Here is a 22,027-nt window from a genome sequence, read left to right as displayed (position 1 = left end):
TGATAGGATATTTTAGTTATTCCAACACACTTGAAAGCCCCATGGTGCTGGATGATATCGGCCGAATTGTAAAGAATCCTGACGTTCGGATAACCGAGCTGACTGCCGATAATTTAATAAAGGCTGCCATTGGTGAAAAATCAACCGAAGCCAGACCTGTTGGCAATATTAGCTTTGCCTTAAACTATTATTTTCATCATTATCAGCTCTGGGGCTATCATGTTGTTAATATTATCATTCATATTTTAACGGGTATCGTTCTCTATGTCTTTATTAAAATAACCATTAGCCTGCCATCTGCTAACATAGAAGATCATACCATTTACAGCATCGCTTTCTTTGGCGCTCTGCTCTGGCTGGTGCACCCGCTACAGACCCAATCGGTCACTTATATCGTGCAAAGGCTGAACAGCCTCGCGACCCTGTTTTATGTGCTTTCGTTCTGGCTTTATGTAAAAGGGCGGCTGGCGGAAACTAAAAAAGGAAAATTGTTCTGGTTCACATGCGCCGGTCTATCGTGGATTCTTTCACTGGGATGTAAGCAAAACACTGCCATCCTGCCATTTTTGATATTTCTCTATGAATGGTATTTTCTGCAGGACCGAAATTTAGATTGGTTAAAACGAAGCTTAAAATACGTTCTGGTTGTACTGGTTCTTTTTGGGATCTTATCTTTTATATATCTGGGAACGGATCCGGTCGAGAAATTATCTTCAATCGGAGATTATTCCAAAGGGGAATTTACCATCCTGCAAAGAGTGCTGACCCAGCCCCGGGTGGTCATCTATTATTTAAGTCTCATCTTTTTCCCCTATCCGTCCCGGCTTAATCTGGATTACGACTTTCCGCTTTCTTATTCTTTGGTCGATCCGGTTACCACGTTAATTTCATTAAGCCTGATCATTGGCCTGCTCATACTGAGTGTTTATCTGTCCCGCAAAGAGCGTTTGATCTCCTTTTGCATTTTATGGTTTTTCGGCAACCTGGTCATAGAGTCATCCGTTATACCCCTTGCCATTATTTTCGAACACCGCAATTATCTGCCCTCCATGTTGGTGTGTTTGATCCCGGTCCTAATTGCATATCGATATATAAAGTGGGAGTGGATCAGGGTAGGGATTCTTGGCGTATTTGTCATAATGCTATCGTTCTGGACCTACCAGCGAAACCAGGTATGGGAAAACGGCATAACCCTTTGGTCCGACGTAGTTAAAAAATCTCCCAACAAGGCCAGACCGCACTTTAATTTAGGTGCTGAGTATTCGCACCTGGACAAAATAGACGAAGCGATTCCATATTATCAAAAAGCCATAGAGATTAATCCGAATAAAGCCCAAGTCTATGTAAATCTGGGTGACGCCATGGAAAAGCAAGGCAAGCCGGATGAGGCTTTTGAGCACTATAAGAAGGCTTTGCAATTGAAACCCGATCTGGCGGAAGCGCACAACAATATGGGCGCCCTCCTGGCAGCAAAAGGTAGAGCAGATGAGGCCACAGAATTTTATAAAAACGCTTTGGAAATAAGACCATACTATGCTGTGGCGCATTTCAACTTAGGCGGCGTGTTGGTAGAGCAAGGTAAAATAGATCAGGGTATTTCACACTATTTTAAAGCCATTGATTTGCAACCTGATTATCCTGAAGCATACAGTAATCTGGGCAGCGTGTTTCTAAGTCGTGGTGATACAGAAAAAGCGATCAAATATTGCAGTATCGCTCTGCAAATGGACCCAAACCTGGTTGAAGCCAACAACAATCTGGGCATTGCCTTGATGCAGGAGGGCAAAATAGAAGCGGCGATCAGCCAATTTCAAAAAGCGTTGCAAATAAATTCAGACTTCGTGAAAGCCGAAAACAATCTTAAAAGAGCTCAAGCCATTAAGGAAGAAATCGAAACGGAAATTTCACGACTTCAGATATTGGTGAAAGATGTGCCGGACAATGCGGAATTGCACTTTCAACTGGGAAATCTTTATTTTCGCAAGGGCGACCCATCTCAAGCCGTGCAGCAGTATAATAAGGCGCTTCTGCTGGACCCTAAATTTTTGCAGGCCCTCAACAATTTGGCTTTGGTTACGGCGGCCAACAAGGAATATTACAAAGCATTGACGGTATTTTTAGATATACTGAATTACGCACCGGATGATGCCGAGACCCACTACAATATTGCCTGTATGTATTCGCGGTTAAGACACGTGGATGATTCGATTAAGTGGCTGCAAAAAGCGATTGAAAAGGGATACTCCAATTGGGAAAGCATCAAAAACGACGCTGACCTGGATAATATCAGAGGCTCTTTAGCGTACAAGGAACTCATACGAGGAAAATAATACCTGAATATTGCATCAAAATAGATGACAATATTTTTTTTGTGTTTAAATTAAATAACCCTTATTTAGATTTCTTATCTATTTTCACCCGGGGGGCGAGTCATCCAGGTGCTGCCTGAGTCTTGCATAAAAAATAACAAGGAAAATTATGAAAGGAAAGGAAATGAGCAAAAGATTGTTCTTCGTTGGTATTTTTTTCATGACACTTTTTTCCGCAAATGCCTCCTTGGCGCACTACGGCATGCTGATTCCATCTGATTCGATGGTGATGCAGCAAGACAAACGCACGATAGATATCACCCTTTCCTTTTCCCACCCTTTTGAAATGGTGGGTATGGAATTGGTTAAGCCAAAAGCATTTCAGGTATTTGTGGGCGACAAAAAGCAAGACCTATTGCAATTGCTGAAAGCAACCCGGGTAATGGGCCACAGCGGTTGGCAGGCAGCATTTCCGGTCAAACGCCCGGGCGTGTATGTGTTTTATATGGAACCGCAACCCTATTGGGAGCCGACCGAGGATTCATTTATCATCCATCATACCAAAACGGTAGTGACCGCCTTTGGCGACGATGACGGCTGGGATAGCGAAATCGGGTTAAAGACCGAGATTGTGCCGTTGGCCAAACCATTTGGTTTGTACGCCGGCAATGTCTTTCAGGGAATTGTTAAACTGAATGGCAAGCCCGTACCCTTTGCCGAGGTAGAAGTCGAATATTATAACCGCGACAATACATATTCGGCACCAACCGCGTATATGATTACCCAGACCATTAAAGCCGACGGCAACGGTGTATTCACCTACGCTGCACCGGTAGCCGGATGGTGGGGTTTTGCCGCTTTGAATCCTGCAGATTTTAAACTAAAACACAATGGACAGGAAAAAGACGTGGAGCTCGGGGCCGTCATCTGGGTGAAGTTTCACAACTGGCAAAAATGATCTTAAGCTTCTTGATTAAATTCCTCTTGGAAATCCAGCACCTGAACCTTCCGCAAGAAGACTTTGATACGTCGCATTCGGCTGGCTTGACCGACTGAACTCTGAACGCCGGCTCGTGTTGAAGGCAGTTAAAACGCCAGATATACAGTGCTTTCACACTCAGAGATTGACAAGTTGCTGATTCGTATCAATAGTGATTGTCAAAGAATACCATCTCTACAGTATGCCATCATCCCAATACAGCAATAGTTAAGTAATACGGAGCAATGTAATGCATATTTCAGAAGGGGTTTTATCCGGTCCTGTACTCATATCCGGAGGGGCACTGGCGGCAGTTGGTACGGCCATCGGGCTCAGAAAACTCGACTATGACCACATTGCCAAAGCCGGAATGCTGTCGGCCGCATTTTTTGTCGCTTCGCTGGTTCATGTGCCCATCGGACCTGCCAATGCTCACCTGGTTCTCAATGGTTTAGTGGGTTTGCTTCTCGGTTGGGCCGCTTTTCCAGCCATCCTGGTGGCGCTCGTTCTGCAGGCTGTGCTGTTTCAATTTGGCGGCATCACTGTTTTGGGGGTCAATACCATTATTACGGCGTTACCGGCGGTGCTGTGCTATCTGGTTTGCAGCCCCTTTCTTCATAAAAAATCAAAACTGGCACTGTCGGCAGCTTTTGCCTGTGGATTTTTATCTGTTATGTTGAGCGCCCTTGTGCTGGGGTTGGCGCTTGTGTTTACCGAAGAAAATTTTTTCGAAGTCTCGGCCATCGTTATTGCAGGTCACATTCCCGTAATGATTATTGAAGGCCTTATCACAGCCATGTGTGTGGCTTTTCTCAAGAAAGTTCAACCCACACTGCTACCCGGTTTTCCTGAAGAGTAGAAACCCTATCAACTTTTAAATTATAACAGGTGAGCGAAACATTCCGATGAAACCCAATTTCAGTAAACATAACTTGGCAAAGACGATTTTCTTCTTATTTTTTATTATCTGCTTGGCATGGATTTTACCCGCGCCTGGAACTGCCCACCGGGTGAATCTTTTCGCCTGGATCGAAGGCGATATGATCCATGTCGAGAGCAAATTCAGTGGTGGCAGACATGTAAATGCCGGTAAAATTACCGTCTTTGATTCTGAAGGAAGAGAGCTGCTGAGCGGCATGACCAATGAAACTGGTGAATTTTCGTTTAAGATACCAAAGAAGACCGATCTTAAAATTATTATAGATGCCGGCGAGGGCCATAGGGCTGAGTGGACAATAAGTGCCGCTGATATTGAGATGCCCGCCTCTAAAAATAGGCCAGCCGCAGAAAAAGGCCTGCCTGTTAAAAACATCCTTATCGGCTTAGGCTGTATCTTCACCTTGGCGGCTGTCGCTGCCGCAACCCGTAAACGTAAAATAAAAGAACAAAACCACGAAAGCACGACAAATTAAATGCTACGAAATCTTTCCCTTTACCATTATGATCTTTATCTTGTGCATATTTGTGGATAAGTAAAGCGATTGAAATATGATCAGTGAACCCTTTGCAACCGGCAGCTCAGTCATTCATCGGCTGGATCCCAGAATTCGTGTCGCTCTGACATGTGGCTATGCGTTTGTGGTTGCCTTGTCGTATCAATTCTCCGTTTTGATTGTCGCCCTGGTGGTCGCTGCGCTTTTGGTCGTCATTTCTCGCATCAGTCTCATCCAGGTCATCAAAAGGTTGCTTTTGGTCAATGTTTTCATCTTTTTGTTGTGGCTGTTATTGCCGTTTACTTTTCAAGGAGATGTTCTGACACATATCGGCTCTTTTGCTGTTTATCGGCCCGGGGTGGTGCTTGCCGCCCAGATCACATTAAAGTCGAATGCAATCCTGCTGGCACTAATTGCTTTAGTGGCAACCATGTCACTCGCCACACTGGGCCATTCGCTTTATCGTTTGCATGTTCCTGGAAAAATCGTGCAACTTCTACTGATGACCTACCGCTATGTGTTTGTCATCGAGCAGGAATATTCCCGCTTGGTAAGAGCGGCTAAAATCAGAGGGTTCCGTCCGGGCACCAATACCAATACATATCGAACCTACGCTTATGTTGTGGGCATGCTCTTTGTCCGCGCGGCCTCCCGGGCCGAACGCGTGCACCAGGCCATGCAGTGTCGGGGGTTTAAGGGTAAATTTCACAGTCTGCAGGAATTTCAGGTCAATTCGACAAGTTGGATTTTTGCCATAGCCATGACAGTTGTCATCGTCTGGCTGGCATTGATGGAATGGTCAAGTATTGTTTAGTAGCTTATGGTTGAAACCGTGAAATCTAAATATCTAAAATATTGAAATTATTATATTCTTTAGCAATTTCGGTCATTCGTATGTTTGTCGTAAAAAAACGAATCTCAAACTCCCATAGAAACAGGTTACATTGTCATGCAACAAAACAATTTACTGATAAATCTTGAAGGTATTTCTTTCAAATATCCGGGCGGCCCGCAGATACTCGACCAGCTCGATTTTCAATTGCATCAAGGCAGCCAGATCGGTTTAATTGCTCCTAATGGCAGCGGCAAGTCTACCTTATTGCACATTATAATGGGGCTGCTGAAGCCTATATCCGGTAAAGTGGAGATCTTCGGCCGGTCTGTTAAAGAAGATAGCGATTTTACCGACGTTCGCCGGCGCATCGGTCTTCTTTTTCAGGATGCTGATGATCAGCTGTTTAGCCCGACCGTACTCGAAGATGTTGCCTTTGGCCCCTTAAATCTGGGCAAATCAAAAAGCGATGCGGTTCAGATCGCGCGTAAAACACTGAATTTCTTAGGTTTGGATGAATTCGAGGACCGCATCACGTTTAAATTGTCAGGTGGTGAAAAGCGTCTTGTGTCTTTGGCCACTGTCCTGGCTATGGAACCTGAAATTCTGTTGCTCGACGAACCCATGAACGGCCTGGATATGAAGACCAAAGCAAAACTGACTGACATTTTGCGCGACATCGATCTTTCCTTCATTCTGATTTCTCATGATTTTGATTTATTATCCGCAACTGCCGGGGCCATATACACGATGCAAGACGGAAAAATCCTGGTAGATCAAGAATTACATCTGCACGAGCACGTACACGCACACGAACACGGGGTCTATCCGCATCAGCATGCGATATCAGAAGACGCTGAACCAACGCATGCCGCACATGATCACACCCATGACCGCAGATTCAGGACGGAAGATCGGCGACAGGGTTTGCCGGACAGAAGACAGAGAACAGACGACAGACGGCAGATTTCAGAGGTCAGAGGTCAGAAGTCAGAGGACCCGTCTTCGCTCTAAGGAGCTTCCGTCTTCGTTAAAACTTCGCCGGACAAGTCGCCGCGGCAAGCAGAAGACAGAAAACTAAATAGTAAAACCGGCTTTTAAGGGTCTTTGATTCGTCCGAAGGAAAAAAACCTAAACTCGTTTCAAAACGGTTAGGTTTTGGTTCAGGGTCCCGCATGGATACGGGATTTCACATCTATTTTTAATACACTAATGTATTCAACAAGCGCGAGGAATAAAGTTAAATTACGAAACCGGCTTTTAGGGCTTTAGATCTTGATCGAGGGCAAGGCTTGAGCCGCTTCAAAAGTGGAGTGTACACGTCAGTACTCGAGCATTTTGAAGCGGCTTATAACGCAGCCATTCGGTCAAGTGATGAGGCCTTAAAAGCCGGTATTTATTTGTTGGCGACACCGGCTTCTTCAAAAGTTAACACCTCCTTAAACATGCGAAGCGCACTTTCGATAACCCCCATTGCCAAGGCGGCACCGGTGCCTTCCCCCAGGCGCATGCCCAGATCCAGGATGGGCTCAAGGCCCAAAGTCTTTAACATGATGCGATGGCCGACCTCTGCAGAACAGTGCCCGGCAAACAGATAATCTTTTACCGTTGGACACAACGCGTGCGCAATCAGAGCTCCGGCGGTTGAGATAAATCCGTCGACAACGATGGCCCGTTGGTGATAGGCGCCGGCAAGGATGGTTCCGGCAATACCGCCGATTTCAAAGCCACCGACTTTGGCCAAAACATCCAGTCCGTTTTCAGGATCGGGGATATTAACCTCGATTGCCTGCCGCACGATGTCACGCTTGCGCGCCAATCCAGCATCATCAACGCCGGTGCCGCGGCCGACCATTTCATCCAGCGAGGCCCCACACAAAACGGCACCGATGGCCGCTGAGGGTGTGGTGTTACCAATGCCCATATCGCCGGTACCCATAATATCAGCACCCGCTTCAATCCGTTTGGAAGCCTGCTTAAAGCCAATGAGCATTGCTTTTTCCGCATCCGGCTGGGACATGGCCGGTTTTTTAATAAAATTATCCGTTCCGCTGCCAACCTTTTCAACAATTAAACGGTCGGCGCCAGGCATATCACTGACATCCAGCGAAGGTATGATCCCCATATCCACCACCCAAACATCTGCACCCACCTGACGGGAGATGGCATTTATGCCGGCCCCACCGACCAAAAAGGTCTGGACCATGGCGGGGGTCACCTCCTGGGGGTAGGCGCTGACACCCTCCGTCACCACGCCATGATCCCCAGCCATTATCAAAACTGCTTTTTTATCAATCGAGGGTTGCAATGTTTGCTGGATACCACAGAACCGTTCGGATATGTCATGCAGTCGCCCCAGGGCCCGGGTGGGCATCACCAGTTGTGCAGTCCGCTCTTGCGCTTTTTCAATCCATCCCTGATCAACCGGCTTAATTCCATCAATTATTTCATCCAGTTTCATCGTTCTTAAAATTTCCTTTCTCATGCATTCTTAACCACGAAAAGTGAATAATAATAAATTGGAGATTGGAAAACCAAATGGTTCTTCTTAATAAAAACTTAAAGGCCTTAGATTTTGTTTGATAGCTCCCGCATAATGCGGGATTTCACATCTATTTTTATTAAATTGAAGGTGTTCAAAAGGCGCGGAACGGCGAGAAAGCGGAGCGTACACGTCAGTACGTGAGCATTTCGAGACGTTGCGCAACGCAGCTATCGGACAAAATATGAGGCTTTGTCAAGTGAATTTTGTTGACTTAGAGCCGCTTTTCCCTTAATGGATACTGTCAGGGAATAAGGTGCGCAAGCTTAATAGGGAATCCCGTTAAATCCGGGAGCGGTCCCGCCGCTGTAACCCCGCTCTTTTCATCGCTGTTGAAAAGAGGACCCATTTAGCCGCGGACACCACTGTTTCGAATAATCGGGATGGGAAGGTTGCTAAATGGGCGGGGGAGCCAGAAGACCTGCCTTGCCAAATCGCCAATGATTTGAGACTGTTGTCAAGGGTTTATGTTTGCTGAGCACAACATATGGCAAATATGAACAACGTGCGACGGTTTCGCTCTGCGAACGACAGAGCTGGGGCAACATAAAATAAGGGTCAAGTAAACTGGGTGCAGCCCTTCAGGCATTTAACGCTTGAAGGGTTTTTTATTGGGAGCATGACCGCTTTAATGGATACACATTCAAACAGCTTTGGCAATTCCCTGCGAAACGCTACGATGTCACAAATTGTCGTTCTGGCAGCCATTTTAGGCGGGGCCATCGTGATATCCACTGGTATGGGATATATCCAACTGCCGGTACTGGATGTGATTAAGATTGTATTCGCCAAATTATCTGGTCAGACCCAACTGATCGAGGGGATGGATAAACTGTTTCCGGTGGTGGTATTGGATGTGCGCCTGCCGCGAATTCTATCGGCGGCCATTGTGGGCGCCGGTCTGGCCATATCCGGGGTGGTATTTCAGGGCATTTTACTAAATCCCCTGGCCGATCCCTATACACTGGGTGTTTCCGCCGGGGCAGCTTTCGGCGCATCAATGGCGATTTTACTGAATATTGGATTTATGGGAAGCGTATCCGTGCCCCTGTTCGCGTTTATCGGCGCGGTGATCACCCTTTTATTTGTCATGTACCTGTCAGCATCCGGCGGCGGTGTGTCGTCGACCAATTTAATATTATCCGGAATTATTGTCGCAGCCATCCTATCTGCCGGCATTAGTTTTTTAAAATATATTGCCGACGAACAGGTGGCGGTTATCATTTTCTGGCTGATGGGCAGTTTCGGCTCCAAAGCCTGGTCGGATGTGGGGCTGACGTTTTTATTTGTAGGCGGCGGCTTTTTAATCTTTATGTTTTTTGCGCGGGATTTAAACCTGATGTCCCTCGGTGATCGCTCGGCCGCTTCCTTGGGTGTGGATACCCAAAAAGTCACTTATATACTCCTGGTCATAGCTTCTTTGATTGCCGCCATCTGTGTGTCGGTTTCAGGTATTATCGGCTTTGTCGGGCTATTGGTCCCCCACATGATGCGTTTGCTCACCGGGCCCGATAATCGACGCTTGATTCCGATCTCTCTGCTGGCCGGAGCGATTTTGCTGTTGGCTGCAGACACCCTTACCCGCGCGGTGCTGCCTTCGGAAATACCGATCGGGGTATTGACGGCTTTAATCGGCGGGCCCTTTTTTTGTTACATTTTCCGCAAGCAACAAAAAGCCAAAAAGATCTGAGCCATGCCGTTTGAACTTGACCGTATCCAATTTTATTACGCCGATAAGAAAATTATCGACGACTTTACGATAAAACTGGAACCCGGAAAATTTTACGGCATCATCGGACCCAATGGCAGCGGCAAGACAACCATTCTGGATGTTTTGTGTAAACATCGCCGGCCGCAAGCGGGCGAGGTGCTTTACAATGGGAAAAATATCTCGCGATATTCAAAAAAACAATTGTCCAGAGAAATTGCTTTGGTGCCGCAAAATTTTTATATCAATTTTCCATTTATGGTCGAAGAGGTCGTCATGATGGGCCGTTATCCGCATATCGCCCGGTTTTCGGCCGCCTCAGTCCGGGACCAGGATATTGTTGCAGATATCATGGCACAAACCGAAATCGAAGGGTTCAAAGGCCGATTTATCACCGAGCTGAGCGGTGGCGAAAGACAGCGGGTGATCTTTGCGCGGGCCTTGGCCCAGGATACGCCAGTGCTGATTCTGGATGAGGCGACTTCTAATCTGGATATCAATTTTTCTCTTAGTTTGCTCAGTTTATCCGAACAGCGGGTTAAACAGCAGGGCCAAACCGTGATTGCGGTCATGCAGGATATTAACCTGGCCGCCATTTACTGCGATTACCTGATATTTATGAGACAGGGAAAGATCGCGGCTCACGGTTTGACGGCCGATGTCTTAAATCCGGAGACCATTGCAGCTGTTTTCGGTGTTTCGTCAAAAGTATATCAGGAAACATACAGCGGCGCCTTACAGGTGGTTTTTAAAAAATAACCGATGAATCAAATCCCTAAGATCATATACGCCCTATTGGCGGCAGCCATGATATTGGGCCCCAACATTGCCGTGGTGTGGGGCGGCCAGTTGAGAATTGAATCTGCAGATGCGGTCATTGATCAGGCCGGTCGCAAAATTACCTTCCAACGGCCCTATCATCGGATTATATCCTTATATGGCGCCCATACTGAAAACCTTTTCGCGTTGGGGCTTGATACGGAAATCATCGGCGTATCACGACATGAGGATTATCCACCGGGAGCATTGAACAAGCCGGTTTTTTCTTACCATGATGATTCAGAAAAATTTTTAGCCGCCCGCCCGGACCTGATTTTGGTGCGCCCCATGATCGATCGCGGCTATCCGCAGTTAATCGCCCGGCTCGAAAAAAGCGGTATTACGGTGGTTTCCCTGCAACCGGGCGCCATTGATGAGATGTTCATCTACTGGCAAATTTTAGGATCCCTGACGGGCAGATCCGAGAGTGCTGCCCGCATGGTTGCCAATTTTCAGAAAGCGATTTTTGATTTCAAGGCCTTGACCGCTTCGATTGCCCGCCGCAAAGGCGTTTATTTTGAAGCCATCCACAGCAAGATGAAAACGTTTTCACCGGATGCCATGGCGATATTCGCGCTGGAAACGGCCGGCGGCATCAATGTGGCCGCGGATGCCACGCCGGTTCGAAAAACCAATATCGCCTATTATGGCAAAGAACGCATATTGGCACGTGCGGCTGAAATTGACGTTTATCTGGCCCAGTCAGGTGCCATGAACCGTCCGAGTGTATCGCTGATTAAAAACGAGGCCGGCTTCCAGATTATAAAGGCCGTTCAGAACGACCAGATCTACATTGTTGATGAACGTATCGTTTCCCGGCCGACATATCGCTTGCTCAGCGGTATTGGTAAAATTGGTGAAATTTTGTACCCGGAAGTGTTCGATGAAAGGGCACACACTATAATGACGCAAGCCAGACGGTTTTAAAAATGGTGTTTGGTATTTCGTGTTTCGTGTTTTGTGTGGGATCATCAGTGTCGATGATTTCCTACCAAACAACAAATACCAAACACTAAATCCTAAATACCAAACACAAGGAGAACCCATATCAAAGGTATTGTCATCGCCGGCACCCAAAGCGGCTGCGGCAAAACAACTATCAGTCTGGGGTTGATGGCCGCATTGGTAAAACGGGGGTTAACGGTCGCACCATTTAAGGTGGGACCGGATTTTATCGACCCCGGCCACCATAGTCGGATCACCGGGGCCGTGAGCCGCAACCTGGACGGCTGGATGCTCTCAAAGACATATAATGTGGCCTGCTTTCAGGATGCCGCCCGGACTGCGGATGTTGCCGTCGTTGAGGGGGTTATGGGCCTGTTTGATGGCTATGATGGCAAAACCGAAGCTGGTTCCAGTGCCCAGATGGCCAAATGGTTGGGGTTACCGGTGGTGCTGGTTGTGGATGCACGCAGCATGGCCCGCAGCGCAGCCGCCCTTGTTTTGGGTTTTGAGAGATTCGACCGCGACCTGAACTATGCAGGGGTCATATTCAATAAACTCGGCAGTCAGCGGCATTTAAACTATTTGAAAGAAGCGTTGGAAGGCAAGGTTGGCATCCGGTGTCTGGGGGGTATCGGGCGAGATCAGCAAATCAGCATACCGGAAAGACACCTGGGGCTTTTTACGCCGGAAGATCATCCATTGACCGATGAGGCTGTCGCAAAGCTGGCGACCTCGATAGAGGATAATATCGACATTGACCGCTTGTTGGAAAATCTGCCGACAGTTGCGATTTCAGCTAAAGAGGCCGACCCGCAGCGCACAGCAGAAAAACCGTGTGTCCGTATCGGGGTGGCCAGAGATAGTGCGTTTTGTTTTTATTACGCAGACAACTTAGAGCTGCTGGAGGCCACCGGGGCTGAACTGGTTTTTTTTTCGCCGATGGTCGACACCCGCCTGCCGGCCAATCTGGACGGGCTCTATTTTGGCGGTGGTTATCCTGAACTGGCGGCCGAACGACTGGCGGATAACGCTAGTCTACGCATTCAGATTCTGGAGAAAAGCCGTGCGGGCATGCCGATTTATGCCGAATGCGGTGGATTCATGTATCTGTGTGGAGGGCTAATGGCCCAAAATCAAAAGCACTATGCCATGGTGGGGTGTTTTCCCTTTATCCCCCGGATGTATTCGCGCTTAAAAGCCCTGGGGTATCGCGAAATTACCTTAACCGCCGACACCATTATCGGGCCTGCCGGCAGTGTGATTCGCGGGCATGAATTTCATTACTCGGCTTTAGAGCAAATCGAAACGAAATACCAGTCCGTCTATAAATCATCGGACCGCGCTGGGGTTGATAAGCCACCGGGCGGATATGTGACGAATCGTACCCTCGGCAGCTACACCCATTTGCATTTCGGCAGTCAGCCGCAGGTCGCCGAACACCTTATAACCGCCTGCAGTGGGTATCAGAACGAAAGGAAATAGTGGCCATGAAACCGGGTGAAATCGAAGCCCTGAGTTTTAACATCATTGATCAGGAGGCCGGGCCCCATGGGTTTTCCACCCAGCAGTGGTCCGTAGTTCGGCGGATGATCCATACCAGCGCCGACTTTGATTATATCGATGGCGTCCGCTTCCACCCGGATGCGGTGGCCGCCGGCCTAGCGGCCATTCGGAACGGGAAATCGATTATAACCGATACGAATATGGCCAGAGTTGGCATCCGTCAGAGCGATTTGAATCCATTCGGCACAAGCGTTAAATGCTATATGACGGATACCGCCGTTGCGCAAAATGCAAAAAGCGCTGGAATAACACGGGCGCATGCTGCTGTCGATGCAGCAATTGCGGATATGGCGGGCGGCATTTATGTGATCGGCAACGCCCCCACCGCATTGCTGCGTCTGATCGAACAGGTTAAAGCTAAAAAGGCCCGACCGGCATTGGTCATCGGACTGCCGGTTGGATTTGTCAATGCCGCCGAGTCCAAAGCTGAATTGCTCAAACTGGACGAACCGCCCTATATTACCAATGTGGGGCGCAAAGGCGGCTCGAATATCGCGGCTGCCGTGGTCAATGCCTTGGCGATCCTGGCCACAAAGGCATCGTGATACCGACAGGAGAATAAGAGGAAAACATGAGCTCACAAACAGGAACATTATTTGGAATTGGCGTTGGGCCCGGAGATCCGGAACTGGTCACCATCAAAGCGGCCAAGATACTGGGCCGGGTGGACATTGTTTTTGCCGCCGCATCAACCCGCAATCACCACAGTCTGGCCAGAGACATCGCCAGACCCCACGTGCCTGAGACAACACCGATCAAATTACTCAAATTTCCCATGACACGGGATAAAAAGGAAACCCACTCGGCCTGGGAGATGCATGCCCGCACGATCATCAATGCGCTCGAAGAAGGCAAAGACGTGGCTTTTCTGACCTTGGGCGATGCCATGACTTACTCCACCCTGGGATATATTGTTCGATATATCAGCACTACGGCACCGCACCTCACAATTGAAACCATTCCGGGCATATCTTCTTATCAGGCCGCTGCGGCTAGGCTCAACACGCCCCTGGTGGAAGGGGAAGAGTCGCTGATGGTGGTTTCCGGCGCCAAGGGCGGCGATCGCTTGAGAGCGCTTGCCGGCGAACCGGAGAATATCGTTTTTTTAAAAGCCTATCGTAATGTCAAAGATATCACAGAGGCCATATCGGAGAGCGGCGCCTATCAACAATGTGTCGGGATTAAAAACTGCGGACATGAAAATGAAGAGATCATTTCGGATGTTGAAGAACTCAACAAACAGGCGCCAAATTACTGGACGCTAATCATTGCCAAAAAGAAACGGGAAGATGACCCATCATAAGGTTAAATCCGACTACAAACCGCTGCTGGTGTCGTTTTTCATTTCTGCGGTTATCCTTTCGATCGGGTTTTTCCTGATCGATGACCTGAGTGCTGACCGGATGATATCGCGGCTTTTATGGCCGCTGACCCGCTTGATGTTGTTTATCAGTCTCGGTTTAATGGCCGGACAAATCATCGAAGCCACCGGATGGACAAACACCCTGGCCGCATTTGCGAGACCGCTGTTTCGGTTCAGCCGCCTGGGCCATCGCTGCAGTGCCGCATTTACGGCTGCATTTCTCTCGGGTGTTACCGCCAATGCAATGCTGCTGGATTTTTACAAGGAAGGCAAAATAAGCCGCCATCAACTCTTTCTAGCCAATTTTATGAATCAGCTGCCGGCATTTTTTTTACATCTGCCAACCACATTTTTCATTGTCATCCCGCTGACCGGGTGGGCCGGTGGCCTTTATTTTCTGTTAACCTTTATCGCGGTTGTGCTGCGCACGCTCTGCCTGGCGGTTTACGGCCATTTCAGGCTTTCAAAAGATCATATCACTTCTGGAGAAGACAAGGATAATAAAATCACGCAGACGTCTAAAAAAGCCCAACACATCTGGCAGGGGGTTAAACAGAAATTTCCCGGTCGCATTAAAAAAATCGCAATTTATGTCGTCCCCATTTACATTCTGGTCTTCATTCTCAACGATATGGGACTATTTAAATTGGCGCGCCAATGGCTGGGGGGATATGTTGCCACATCATTTATTCCGATGGAAGCATTATCCGTAGTGATATTGAGTTTCACCGCCGAGTTTACATCGGGTTTTGCCGCCGCTGGGGCGTTGCTGGATGCCGGCATTTTAACAGTCAAGCAAACCACCATTGCCCTGCTGATCGGAAACATCGTGGCCTTTCCCATCCGAGCGCTGCGGCATCAGCTGCCGCGCTATATTGGCATATTTTCGCCCAAAATGGGTGTCCAATTACTGGCAATAGGGCAGTCGTTAAGAATTAGCAGTATCATACTGGTTGGAATACTGTATTATTTGATGGCTTGATGAATGAGACGCAAATTAAAAAGTGGCTTTACTACTGGAACCGCCGCTGCAGCAGCGGCAAAAGGCGCCTTGGTTTATCTGCTGAAAAACAAAGCGCCGAAAAGCGTCAAGATCGAGCTGTTAACCGGTCAACAAATGACCATTGCCATCCACGATTGCGAACGACTGTCAAAACATAGCGCCCGATGCACGGTGATTAAAGATGCCGGTGATGATCCGGATGTCACCCACAAGGCTGAAATTGGCGCAATGGTGACGCTGGAGAAGCCGCCTTCGGACAGCAGTTTGGCAAGCAAAGGCCATACGGCTGTTCAGATAACCGGCGGCACCGGAGTCGGCAAAATAACAAAACCGGGGCTGGAGATGCCGCCAGGGGAGCCGGCGATTAATTCCGGCCCTCGCAAGATGATCCATCAGGCCATTCACGAAACATTAAGCGAACATAATATTCAGCGTGCGGCGGCGGTTGAGGTTTTTGTGCCCAAAGGAGAGGAAATTGCCAAAAAAACCCTGAATGCGCGCCTGGGCATTTTGGGCGGAATTTCCATTTTGGGAACCACCGGGCTTGTTCGCCCCATGTCCCATGATGCATTTATCGCCACCATTGAGTCCGCTCTGTCGGTTGCGCGCGCGTCGGGAAACAAGCGGGTGGTGCTAACAACCGGGCGGCGCAGCGAGCGGTATGCCCAGCAGTTATGGCCGCATTTAGCGGAAGAAGCCTTCGTCCAAATTGGAGATTTTTTCAAACAGTCTCTGGAAATGGCTGCCGGCTTAGACATTGTGCAGATCACGCTGGGCGTCTTTTTTGGCAAGGCGGTAAAAATGGCCCAGGGTGTCCCGCATACCCATGCTGCAAAATCAAGACTGACGCTCGATAAACTTGCAAATTGGACGCTGCAGGTCACCCAGGATTCAATGCTGAGCGCCGGTATTTCAGCCGCCAATACAGCGCGGCATGCGTTTGATATGATTTACCCAAATTACCCTGTGGTAGTCGCTCATGTGGGCAAAAAAGCTATTTCAGCAGCAAAAATGTTTGCAGGCCAGACGGCTCAAATTCAGTGTGTCATTTTTGATTATAGTGGAAAGGTGGCGTTTGACTCGACCAAAGATTAGAGGATTGTATTCTTAGGAAGAAAACTATGAAGCGCATCAACATTATCGGTATGGGTATGGGCCCTGAAGATTTAACCGCCCGGCATCGCCGCATTATTGCAAAGGCCGATATTTTAGTAGGCGGTCGACGACTGTTGGCGCACTTTAAGGATCTGCCCACCCAAAAAAAACCGATCCGCAAAAACATCGACAGTATCATCGCGTTTATCAAGAGAAAATGCAAAAACCAAAAAATAGTGGTTCTGGCATCCGGTGATCCGCTGTTTTATGGTATCGGCCACCGGTTGACAGATGCCCTGGGCGCCCGAAACATTCGTATATTTCCCAATATCAATTCTGTGGCAGCGGCTTTTGCACGCATCAAAGAATCATGGAACGATGCGCGGGTCATCAGCCTGCACGGCCGGCCAAACGAAGGCGAGCTATTTCGGGCCCTGGAAAGCGAAAATAAAATTGCGGTTTTCACCGATCCCATTAAAAATCCGGCCTGGCTGGCAAAGCGCCTGATTGAAAAGGAGTTTTTAAATTTTAAGATGTGCGTGCTCGAAGCTCTGGGCAGCGATGCTGAACGCTTTCGCTGGTACCCTCTGGATAAAGCGGCCGGGATGGTATTTATTGATCCCAATATGGTCGTGCTCAAGCGCCGCCCTCTGAAACCCGGCGCCCGTCGGCCAGTTTGCCTTGGCGCACCGGAAGCCCGCTACGACCATCACGGGGGGCTGATCACCAAATCGGAAATAAGAGTCATTGCGCTTTCAAAATTAAGGCTGGCAACAGACCACACCCTCTGGGATCTGGGGGCCGGCAGTGGCGCGATCTCGATCGAGGCCTCCCTGTTCATTAAGAAGGGAAAAATTATTGCTGTCGAAAAAAATCCTGTTCGGGTTAAACACATTCAAGATAATAAAAAACAATTCAACGTGCAAAACCTTGAAATTGTGCAATCGGTTTTGCCCAGAGGTCTGTCGACTTTACCACGGCCCGACCGCATTTTTATCGGCGGGGGCGGCCAGGATATCAAGGCCATTGTATCGGCTGCGGCCAAATACATTAAATCCGGCGGGCGCATGGTCATCAATACGGTTTTGATCCCCAACCTGCAGGATGTGCTAACGGTACTGGACCAGCTCAAATTTGAAACCGATGTCATTCAGGTACAAATTAACCGCAGTCAACAGATGCCATGGGCCCAGCGGTTTGAAGCCCAGAATCCGGTCTGGATCATCTCCGGAATTCGCCCAGCCAGAAACAGCAAACGAAAGAAATAGGTAATGCCAACTCCCTCCCAAAAGCATCCTGTATTATTCGTTGGTGCCGGCCCAGGTGATCCGGAGTTGATAACGGTCAAGGGCCAAAAAGCATTGGCCGAAGCCGATGTGGTAATATATGCTGGGTCTCTGGTCCCCGAAGCAATCCTCAAATGGACTCGAACGCAAACCGAAAAAATCAACAGCGCCTCACAGCATCTTGAGGAGATCATCGCCGAAGTAGAAAATGCGCATGCCGCCGGCAAGCGGGTGGTGCGGTTGCACACCGGCGACCCCAGTTTATATGGCGCCATCCTGGAACAGATGGCAGCGCTGCAAAAAAAATCGATCCCTTACAAGGTCATCCCCGGTGTGACGGCGGCCTTTGCAGCGGCGGCGGCCATGGGGATCGAATATACGCTGCCGGATATATCCCAGACGCTTATCTTAACGCGCATGGCCGGCAGAACGCCCGTCCCGGAATCTGAAAATCTGGCCGCTCTGGCGCAACACCAATCGTCGATGGCGATTTATCTGAGCATCTCTTTAACCGAAAAGGTCGCGGCAATTTTATCCGAAGCGTATGGCCCGGATGCCAGCTGCGCGGTGGTGCACTGTGTCAGCCAGCCTGAAGAACGGATCATTTTAACCCGCTTAAAAGATCTGGTGAAAACAGTTCAAAAAGAAAAGATTACCCGCAATGCGCTCATCATCGTCGGCAAGGTATTAGATGTTGACCGCAGCAAATTGAGGCATAAGTCCAAATTATACGATAAAAATTTCAAACACCAATATCGCAAATAAATGACGCCCACAGATGAACATAAAGCGGCCATTTGGGCCATTACCCCCAACGGCGTCGCCATCGCAAAGCAACTCACAGCTGAGCTGTCGCGGGCAGATCTTTACACATCCGCTAACATTCGCCCGCATAAACAGCCAGCTTTGACCTTTGATAAATTGTCAGAAGCAGTGGCTCAGAATTTTCATCAATACACCGCCCATATTTTTATTATGGCCACGGGTATCGTCGTCAGAATGATTGCGCCGCTTATCGAACATAAAACCGAAGATCCGGCAGTGGTGGTTATCGATGACCGGGGCCGGCATGCGATCAGTCTGCTGGCCGGGCATATTGGCGGAGCCAATGATTTAACTGGCCGGGTGGCTGGGATCATTGACGCCCACCCGGTGATCACCACTGCCACCGATGTCAATGCCAAACCGGCTATCGATGTTTTGGCCAAAACAAAAAAACTGGCCATCGAAAATCCAGCGGCCATAAAAGCGGTCAATATGGCGTTGTTGACCGATCAGAAAATCGGTTTGCATGATCCTTTTGGTATTATGCAAAATGACATACCGAATGCCATTCAGTTGGATGAAACCGATCTCATCAAGTGGGAAACGCATGCCGACCGTGCTGCAGCAGTCTATATCGGCGACCGGCAAATCGATCTGGCATCCAATGTGTTGCGCTTGCGTCCGGCTAGCCTGGTTGCGGGCATTGGCTGTAATCGCAACACACCCATGCATGAGATCAAAGCCCTGTTGGATGATACCTTTAACAAGTATCATCTGGCCGGTAACAGTTTAGCGCGCCTGGCCAGTATAGATGTCAAAGCGGATGAAGCCGGTCTACTCGATCTGGCAAAGGCCCTTAAGGTGGCGCTTGATTTTTTCAGTCGCGACGAACTCAACCGGGTAAAGGACATTCAGACACCTTCAAAAATGGTTGAAAAACATGTTGGAGTCAAAAGCGTATGCGAAGCAGCAGCAATTCTGACATCACAGAGGGGAACCCTGATCGTTCCCAAACAAACCACCCCGAACGTCACCGTGGCCATCGCCAGAAAAACCTTTTTATCGTAGGGATCGGCCCTGGCAGCCTGGAACACTTGACGGGCCGGGCCGTTGAGGTGCTCAAATCGGTCAGCACAGTGGCCGGCTATAAAACTTACGTTGAGTTGGTTCAACCACTGATTGCTGACAAGCAAATCATCAGCACGGCCATGACCCAGGAAGTACAACGGGTTGAAGCGGCAATCGAGACGGCTTGCAGCGGCATTTCGTGCGCCATTATTTCCAGCGGCGATCCGGGGATCTATGCCATGGCAGGATTGGTCTTTGAAATCTGTCAGGCAAAAAAGATTGCGATTGTTCCGCCGGGAATGACCCCGGATGAAGAAGCACTGCAAATTGAAGTCATTCCCGGAGTACCTGCGCTGTGCGCCGGCGCTTCTTTGCTGGGAGCGCCTTTGACCCATGACTTTGCGGCTATCAGCTTAAGCGATCTATTGACCCCTTGGGAGGTGATTGAAAAACGAATTGAAGCTGCCGCCAAAGGGGATTTTGTGGTTGTTCTCTATAATCCTAAAAGTAAAAAAAGAACCTGGCAGCTGGAAAGAGCCCAGCAGATTCTGCTTCAATATCGAACAAAACACACACCGGTTGGCATTGTGGTCAGCGCCATGCGCAAACATCAGGATGTCCGAATCGTGGCGCTTGAAAAACTTCATGAAGCCCACGTGGATATGCAGACCACCGTCTTTATCGGTAACAGAGCATCCAGTCGATATCTCAATTTTATGATAACCCCAAGGGGATATGCACAAAAGTATGGTGTCGGCGCGGATAAGACAACACTCGACAAATAAGGGATATTTTAGAAATTGGCAGTCACAGGTAAAACAAAGGGACGCTGTCTGGCGGTTTTCGGAACCGGATCGGATGTCGGCAAAAGTGTCGTTGCTACGGCCTTATGTCGCATGTTTGCAAACCGGGGTATGCGCGTAGCGCCGTTTAAAGCCCAGAACATGTCCAACAACTCGGGGGTTACACCCGAGGGGTTGGAAATGGGTCGTGCCCAAATCGTGCAGGCGGAAGCAGCCAAAATTCCACCCCATGTCGACATGAATCCGATCCTGCTTAAACCCACCAGTGAAATTGGATCCCAGATCGTCTTATCCGGGATCGCCATTGAAAACAGTACTGCGGCTGCCTATCACCAAAAAAAAGACCAGCTATTTAAAGAAGCCTGTGCCGCCCTGGATCGATTACGTCAGGAATATGAGCTGATCATCCTGGAAGGCGCCGGTTCCTGTGCCGAAGTAAACCTCATGCCACACGATATTGTTAATTTCCGGATGGCCGAATATGCTCAAGCGCCTATTTTGCTGGTAGCCGACATCCACCGCGGCGGTGTCTTTGCCCAATTGGTCGGCACCCTTGAGTGTCTGAGGCAATCACAGCGCGCCCGGGTAAGCGGCTTTGTCATCAACCGCTTTCGCGGCGATATCTCTCTTTTTGAGAACGGGGTGCGTTGGATTGAAGAAAAGACCCGCAAACCGGTTTTCGGTGTCCTGCCCTGGTACAACCATATCCAGATTGAGCCTGAAGATTCGGTTGTCATCGAGAACCCCAAAAAAGCAAATGTTGAAAACAGTCATAATCCGGCGGTTGGGGTCATAAGACTGCCGCATATCTCTAACTTTACCGATTTTGATCCACTGATGACTTTAGATCAGCTGGACGTCCATTTCCTGGAAAAAATACAGCCCCTGACTGGATTTAAAGCGGTTATTCTGCCCGGTTCCAAAAATACCCGCTTTGATCTGGACTGGATCCAGACTTCCGGTTGGGCCAAAGCACTGTTGGAATATGTCAGCGCCGGCGGTCATGTGCTCGGAATTTGCGGTGGTTATCAGATGATGGGTAAGAGCGTGCATGATCCCACAGGCCTGGAAGGTCAACCTGGCTCCAGCGAAGGACTGGACCTGTTGCCGACTGAAACCATATTGAAAGCGCCCAAAACGACCACCCTGACGCAATTTTCCTGGGACGGTCGGTCCGGTGCGGGATATGAAATTCACATGGGTCAAACGGTTAGATCCGCTGGAACCCCGCTGTTTAGCGTCACGGAGCGTAACCAAATTCCATGCCATGACGAAGATGGATGTGTCTCTGACGATTTAAAGGTCATGGGCACCTATATTCACGGATTGTTTAACAATCCGGCCATCCTAGAATCCTGGCTCAACCATATCGGATTAAACGACATCGATGCCCTTAGTGTTGGCGGCATTGAAGTCCGCAACAAAGAATACAACCTGCTGGCCGAGCATTTTCAGAAGCATATCGATGTTGAAGGTATAATGAAGCTAATCGCAAATCAGGAATAAAAAAGGTG

20 protein-coding genes and 1 riboswitch are annotated in these 22,027 nt (G+C 48.9%); of the genes, 19 read left to right on the top strand and 1 reads right to left on the bottom strand.

Annotated features, from left to right (window positions below; translation table 11 throughout):
• Positions 1-41: 41 nt before the first annotated feature.
• The 6 genes from QNJ26_08345 to QNJ26_08320 all read left to right on the top strand — a co-directional run bounded on the left by QNJ26_08345 (position 42) and on the right by QNJ26_08320 (position 6,567).
• On the top strand, positions 42-2,330 hold the full coding sequence (locus QNJ26_08345; GenBank protein ID MDJ0985541.1) for a tetratricopeptide repeat protein: 2,289 nt from the start codon (positions 42-44) through the stop codon (positions 2,328-2,330).
• A gap of 163 nt (positions 2,331-2,493) precedes the next feature.
• Positions 2,494-3,267 (top strand): DUF4198 domain-containing protein, encoded by a 774-nt coding sequence (locus tag QNJ26_08340; GenBank protein ID MDJ0985540.1) that lies wholly within the window; start codon positions 2,494-2,496, stop codon positions 3,265-3,267.
• A 271-nt stretch (positions 3,268-3,538) separates the two neighbouring features.
• Positions 3,539-4,147 carry a cobalt transporter CbiM gene (gene cbiM, locus QNJ26_08335; GenBank protein MDJ0985539.1) on the top strand — a complete coding sequence of 203 codons (609 nt, stop codon included), beginning with the start codon at positions 3,539-3,541 and terminating at the stop codon, positions 4,145-4,147.
• Positions 4,148-4,193: 46 nt separating this feature from the next.
• Positions 4,194-4,700 (top strand): hypothetical protein, encoded by a 507-nt coding sequence (locus QNJ26_08330; GenBank protein ID MDJ0985538.1) that lies wholly within the window; start codon positions 4,194-4,196, stop codon positions 4,698-4,700.
• Positions 4,701-4,776: 76 nt separating this feature from the next.
• Positions 4,777-5,535: a cobalt ECF transporter T component CbiQ gene (gene cbiQ / locus QNJ26_08325; protein ID MDJ0985537.1), complete on the top strand. Its 759-nt coding sequence runs from the start codon at positions 4,777-4,779 to the stop codon at positions 5,533-5,535.
• A gap of 135 nt (positions 5,536-5,670) precedes the next feature.
• On the top strand, positions 5,671-6,567 hold the full coding sequence (locus tag QNJ26_08320; protein ID MDJ0985536.1) for an ABC transporter ATP-binding protein: 897 nt from the start codon (positions 5,671-5,673) through the stop codon (positions 6,565-6,567).
• A gap of 382 nt (positions 6,568-6,949) precedes the next feature.
• Here the strand turns inward: QNJ26_08320 and cobT are convergent, their stop codons facing one another.
• Complete coding sequence (gene cobT / locus QNJ26_08315; GenBank protein ID MDJ0985535.1) at positions 6,950-8,038, bottom strand: nicotinate-nucleotide--dimethylbenzimidazole phosphoribosyltransferase; 1,089 nt, start codon at positions 8,036-8,038, stop codon at positions 6,950-6,952.
• A 294-nt stretch (positions 8,039-8,332) separates the two neighbouring features.
• Positions 8,333-8,539, top strand: a riboswitch (cobalamin riboswitch).
• Between the two features lie 187 nt (positions 8,540-8,726).
• On the opposite strand from cobT, the gene QNJ26_08310 reads away from it, so the two are divergent.
• The 13 genes from QNJ26_08310 to QNJ26_08250 all read left to right on the top strand — a co-directional run bounded on the left by QNJ26_08310 (position 8,727) and on the right by QNJ26_08250 (position 22,019).
• Positions 8,727-9,785, top strand: a complete 1,059-nt coding sequence (locus QNJ26_08310; protein MDJ0985534.1) for an iron ABC transporter permease — start codon at positions 8,727-8,729, stop codon at positions 9,783-9,785.
• Between the two features lie 3 nt (positions 9,786-9,788).
• Positions 9,789-10,562, top strand: a complete 774-nt coding sequence (locus tag QNJ26_08305; protein MDJ0985533.1) for an ABC transporter ATP-binding protein — start codon at positions 9,789-9,791, stop codon at positions 10,560-10,562.
• Between the two features lie 3 nt (positions 10,563-10,565).
• Positions 10,566-11,549, top strand: a complete 984-nt coding sequence (locus tag QNJ26_08300) for an ABC transporter substrate-binding protein (GenBank protein ID MDJ0985532.1) — start codon at positions 10,566-10,568, stop codon at positions 11,547-11,549.
• A 120-nt stretch (positions 11,550-11,669) separates the two neighbouring features.
• Positions 11,670-13,049, top strand: coding sequence for a cobyrinate a,c-diamide synthase (locus QNJ26_08295; GenBank protein ID MDJ0985531.1), 1,380 nt, complete (start codon positions 11,670-11,672; stop codon positions 13,047-13,049).
• A gap of 5 nt (positions 13,050-13,054) precedes the next feature.
• On the top strand, positions 13,055-13,675 hold the full coding sequence (locus QNJ26_08290) for a precorrin-8X methylmutase (GenBank protein ID MDJ0985530.1): 621 nt from the start codon (positions 13,055-13,057) through the stop codon (positions 13,673-13,675).
• A 26-nt stretch (positions 13,676-13,701) separates the two neighbouring features.
• On the top strand, positions 13,702-14,433 hold the full coding sequence (gene cobI, locus QNJ26_08285; GenBank protein MDJ0985529.1) for a precorrin-2 C(20)-methyltransferase: 732 nt from the start codon (positions 13,702-13,704) through the stop codon (positions 14,431-14,433).
• Positions 14,420-15,475 carry a nucleoside recognition protein gene (locus tag QNJ26_08280; GenBank protein ID MDJ0985528.1) on the top strand — a complete coding sequence of 352 codons (1,056 nt, stop codon included), beginning with the start codon at positions 14,420-14,422 and terminating at the stop codon, positions 15,473-15,475. Before cobI ends, QNJ26_08280 begins: the two co-directional genes overlap by 14 nt.
• Before the next feature lie 3 nt (positions 15,476-15,478).
• Positions 15,479-16,591: a cobalt-precorrin-5B (C(1))-methyltransferase CbiD gene (gene cbiD, locus QNJ26_08275; protein MDJ0985527.1), complete on the top strand. Its 1,113-nt coding sequence runs from the start codon at positions 15,479-15,481 to the stop codon at positions 16,589-16,591.
• Positions 16,592-16,617: 26 nt separating this feature from the next.
• Positions 16,618-17,859: a precorrin-6y C5,15-methyltransferase (decarboxylating) subunit CbiE gene (gene cbiE / locus QNJ26_08270; protein ID MDJ0985526.1), complete on the top strand. Its 1,242-nt coding sequence runs from the start codon at positions 16,618-16,620 to the stop codon at positions 17,857-17,859.
• A gap of 3 nt (positions 17,860-17,862) precedes the next feature.
• On the top strand, positions 17,863-18,642 hold the full coding sequence (gene cobM, locus QNJ26_08265) for a precorrin-4 C(11)-methyltransferase (GenBank protein ID MDJ0985525.1): 780 nt from the start codon (positions 17,863-17,865) through the stop codon (positions 18,640-18,642).
• On the top strand, positions 18,643-19,710 hold the full coding sequence (locus QNJ26_08260; GenBank protein MDJ0985524.1) for a cobalt-precorrin 5A hydrolase: 1,068 nt from the start codon (positions 18,643-18,645) through the stop codon (positions 19,708-19,710).
• Positions 19,602-20,495, top strand: coding sequence for a precorrin-3B C(17)-methyltransferase (cobJ, locus tag QNJ26_08255; GenBank protein MDJ0985523.1), 894 nt, complete (start codon positions 19,602-19,604; stop codon positions 20,493-20,495). Before QNJ26_08260 ends, cobJ begins: the two co-directional genes overlap by 109 nt.
• Before the next feature lie 15 nt (positions 20,496-20,510).
• Complete coding sequence (locus tag QNJ26_08250; GenBank protein ID MDJ0985522.1) at positions 20,511-22,019, top strand: cobyric acid synthase; 1,509 nt, start codon at positions 20,511-20,513, stop codon at positions 22,017-22,019.
• Positions 22,020-22,027: the final 8 nt, after the last annotated feature.

Source organism: Desulfobacterales bacterium (assembly GCA_030066985.1).
GTDB lineage: Bacteria > Desulfobacterota > Desulfobacteria > Desulfobacterales > JAHEIW01 > JAHEIW01.
Note: the sequence above shows the minus strand (reverse complement) of the source record. Positions and strands in the feature narration are given on the sequence as shown.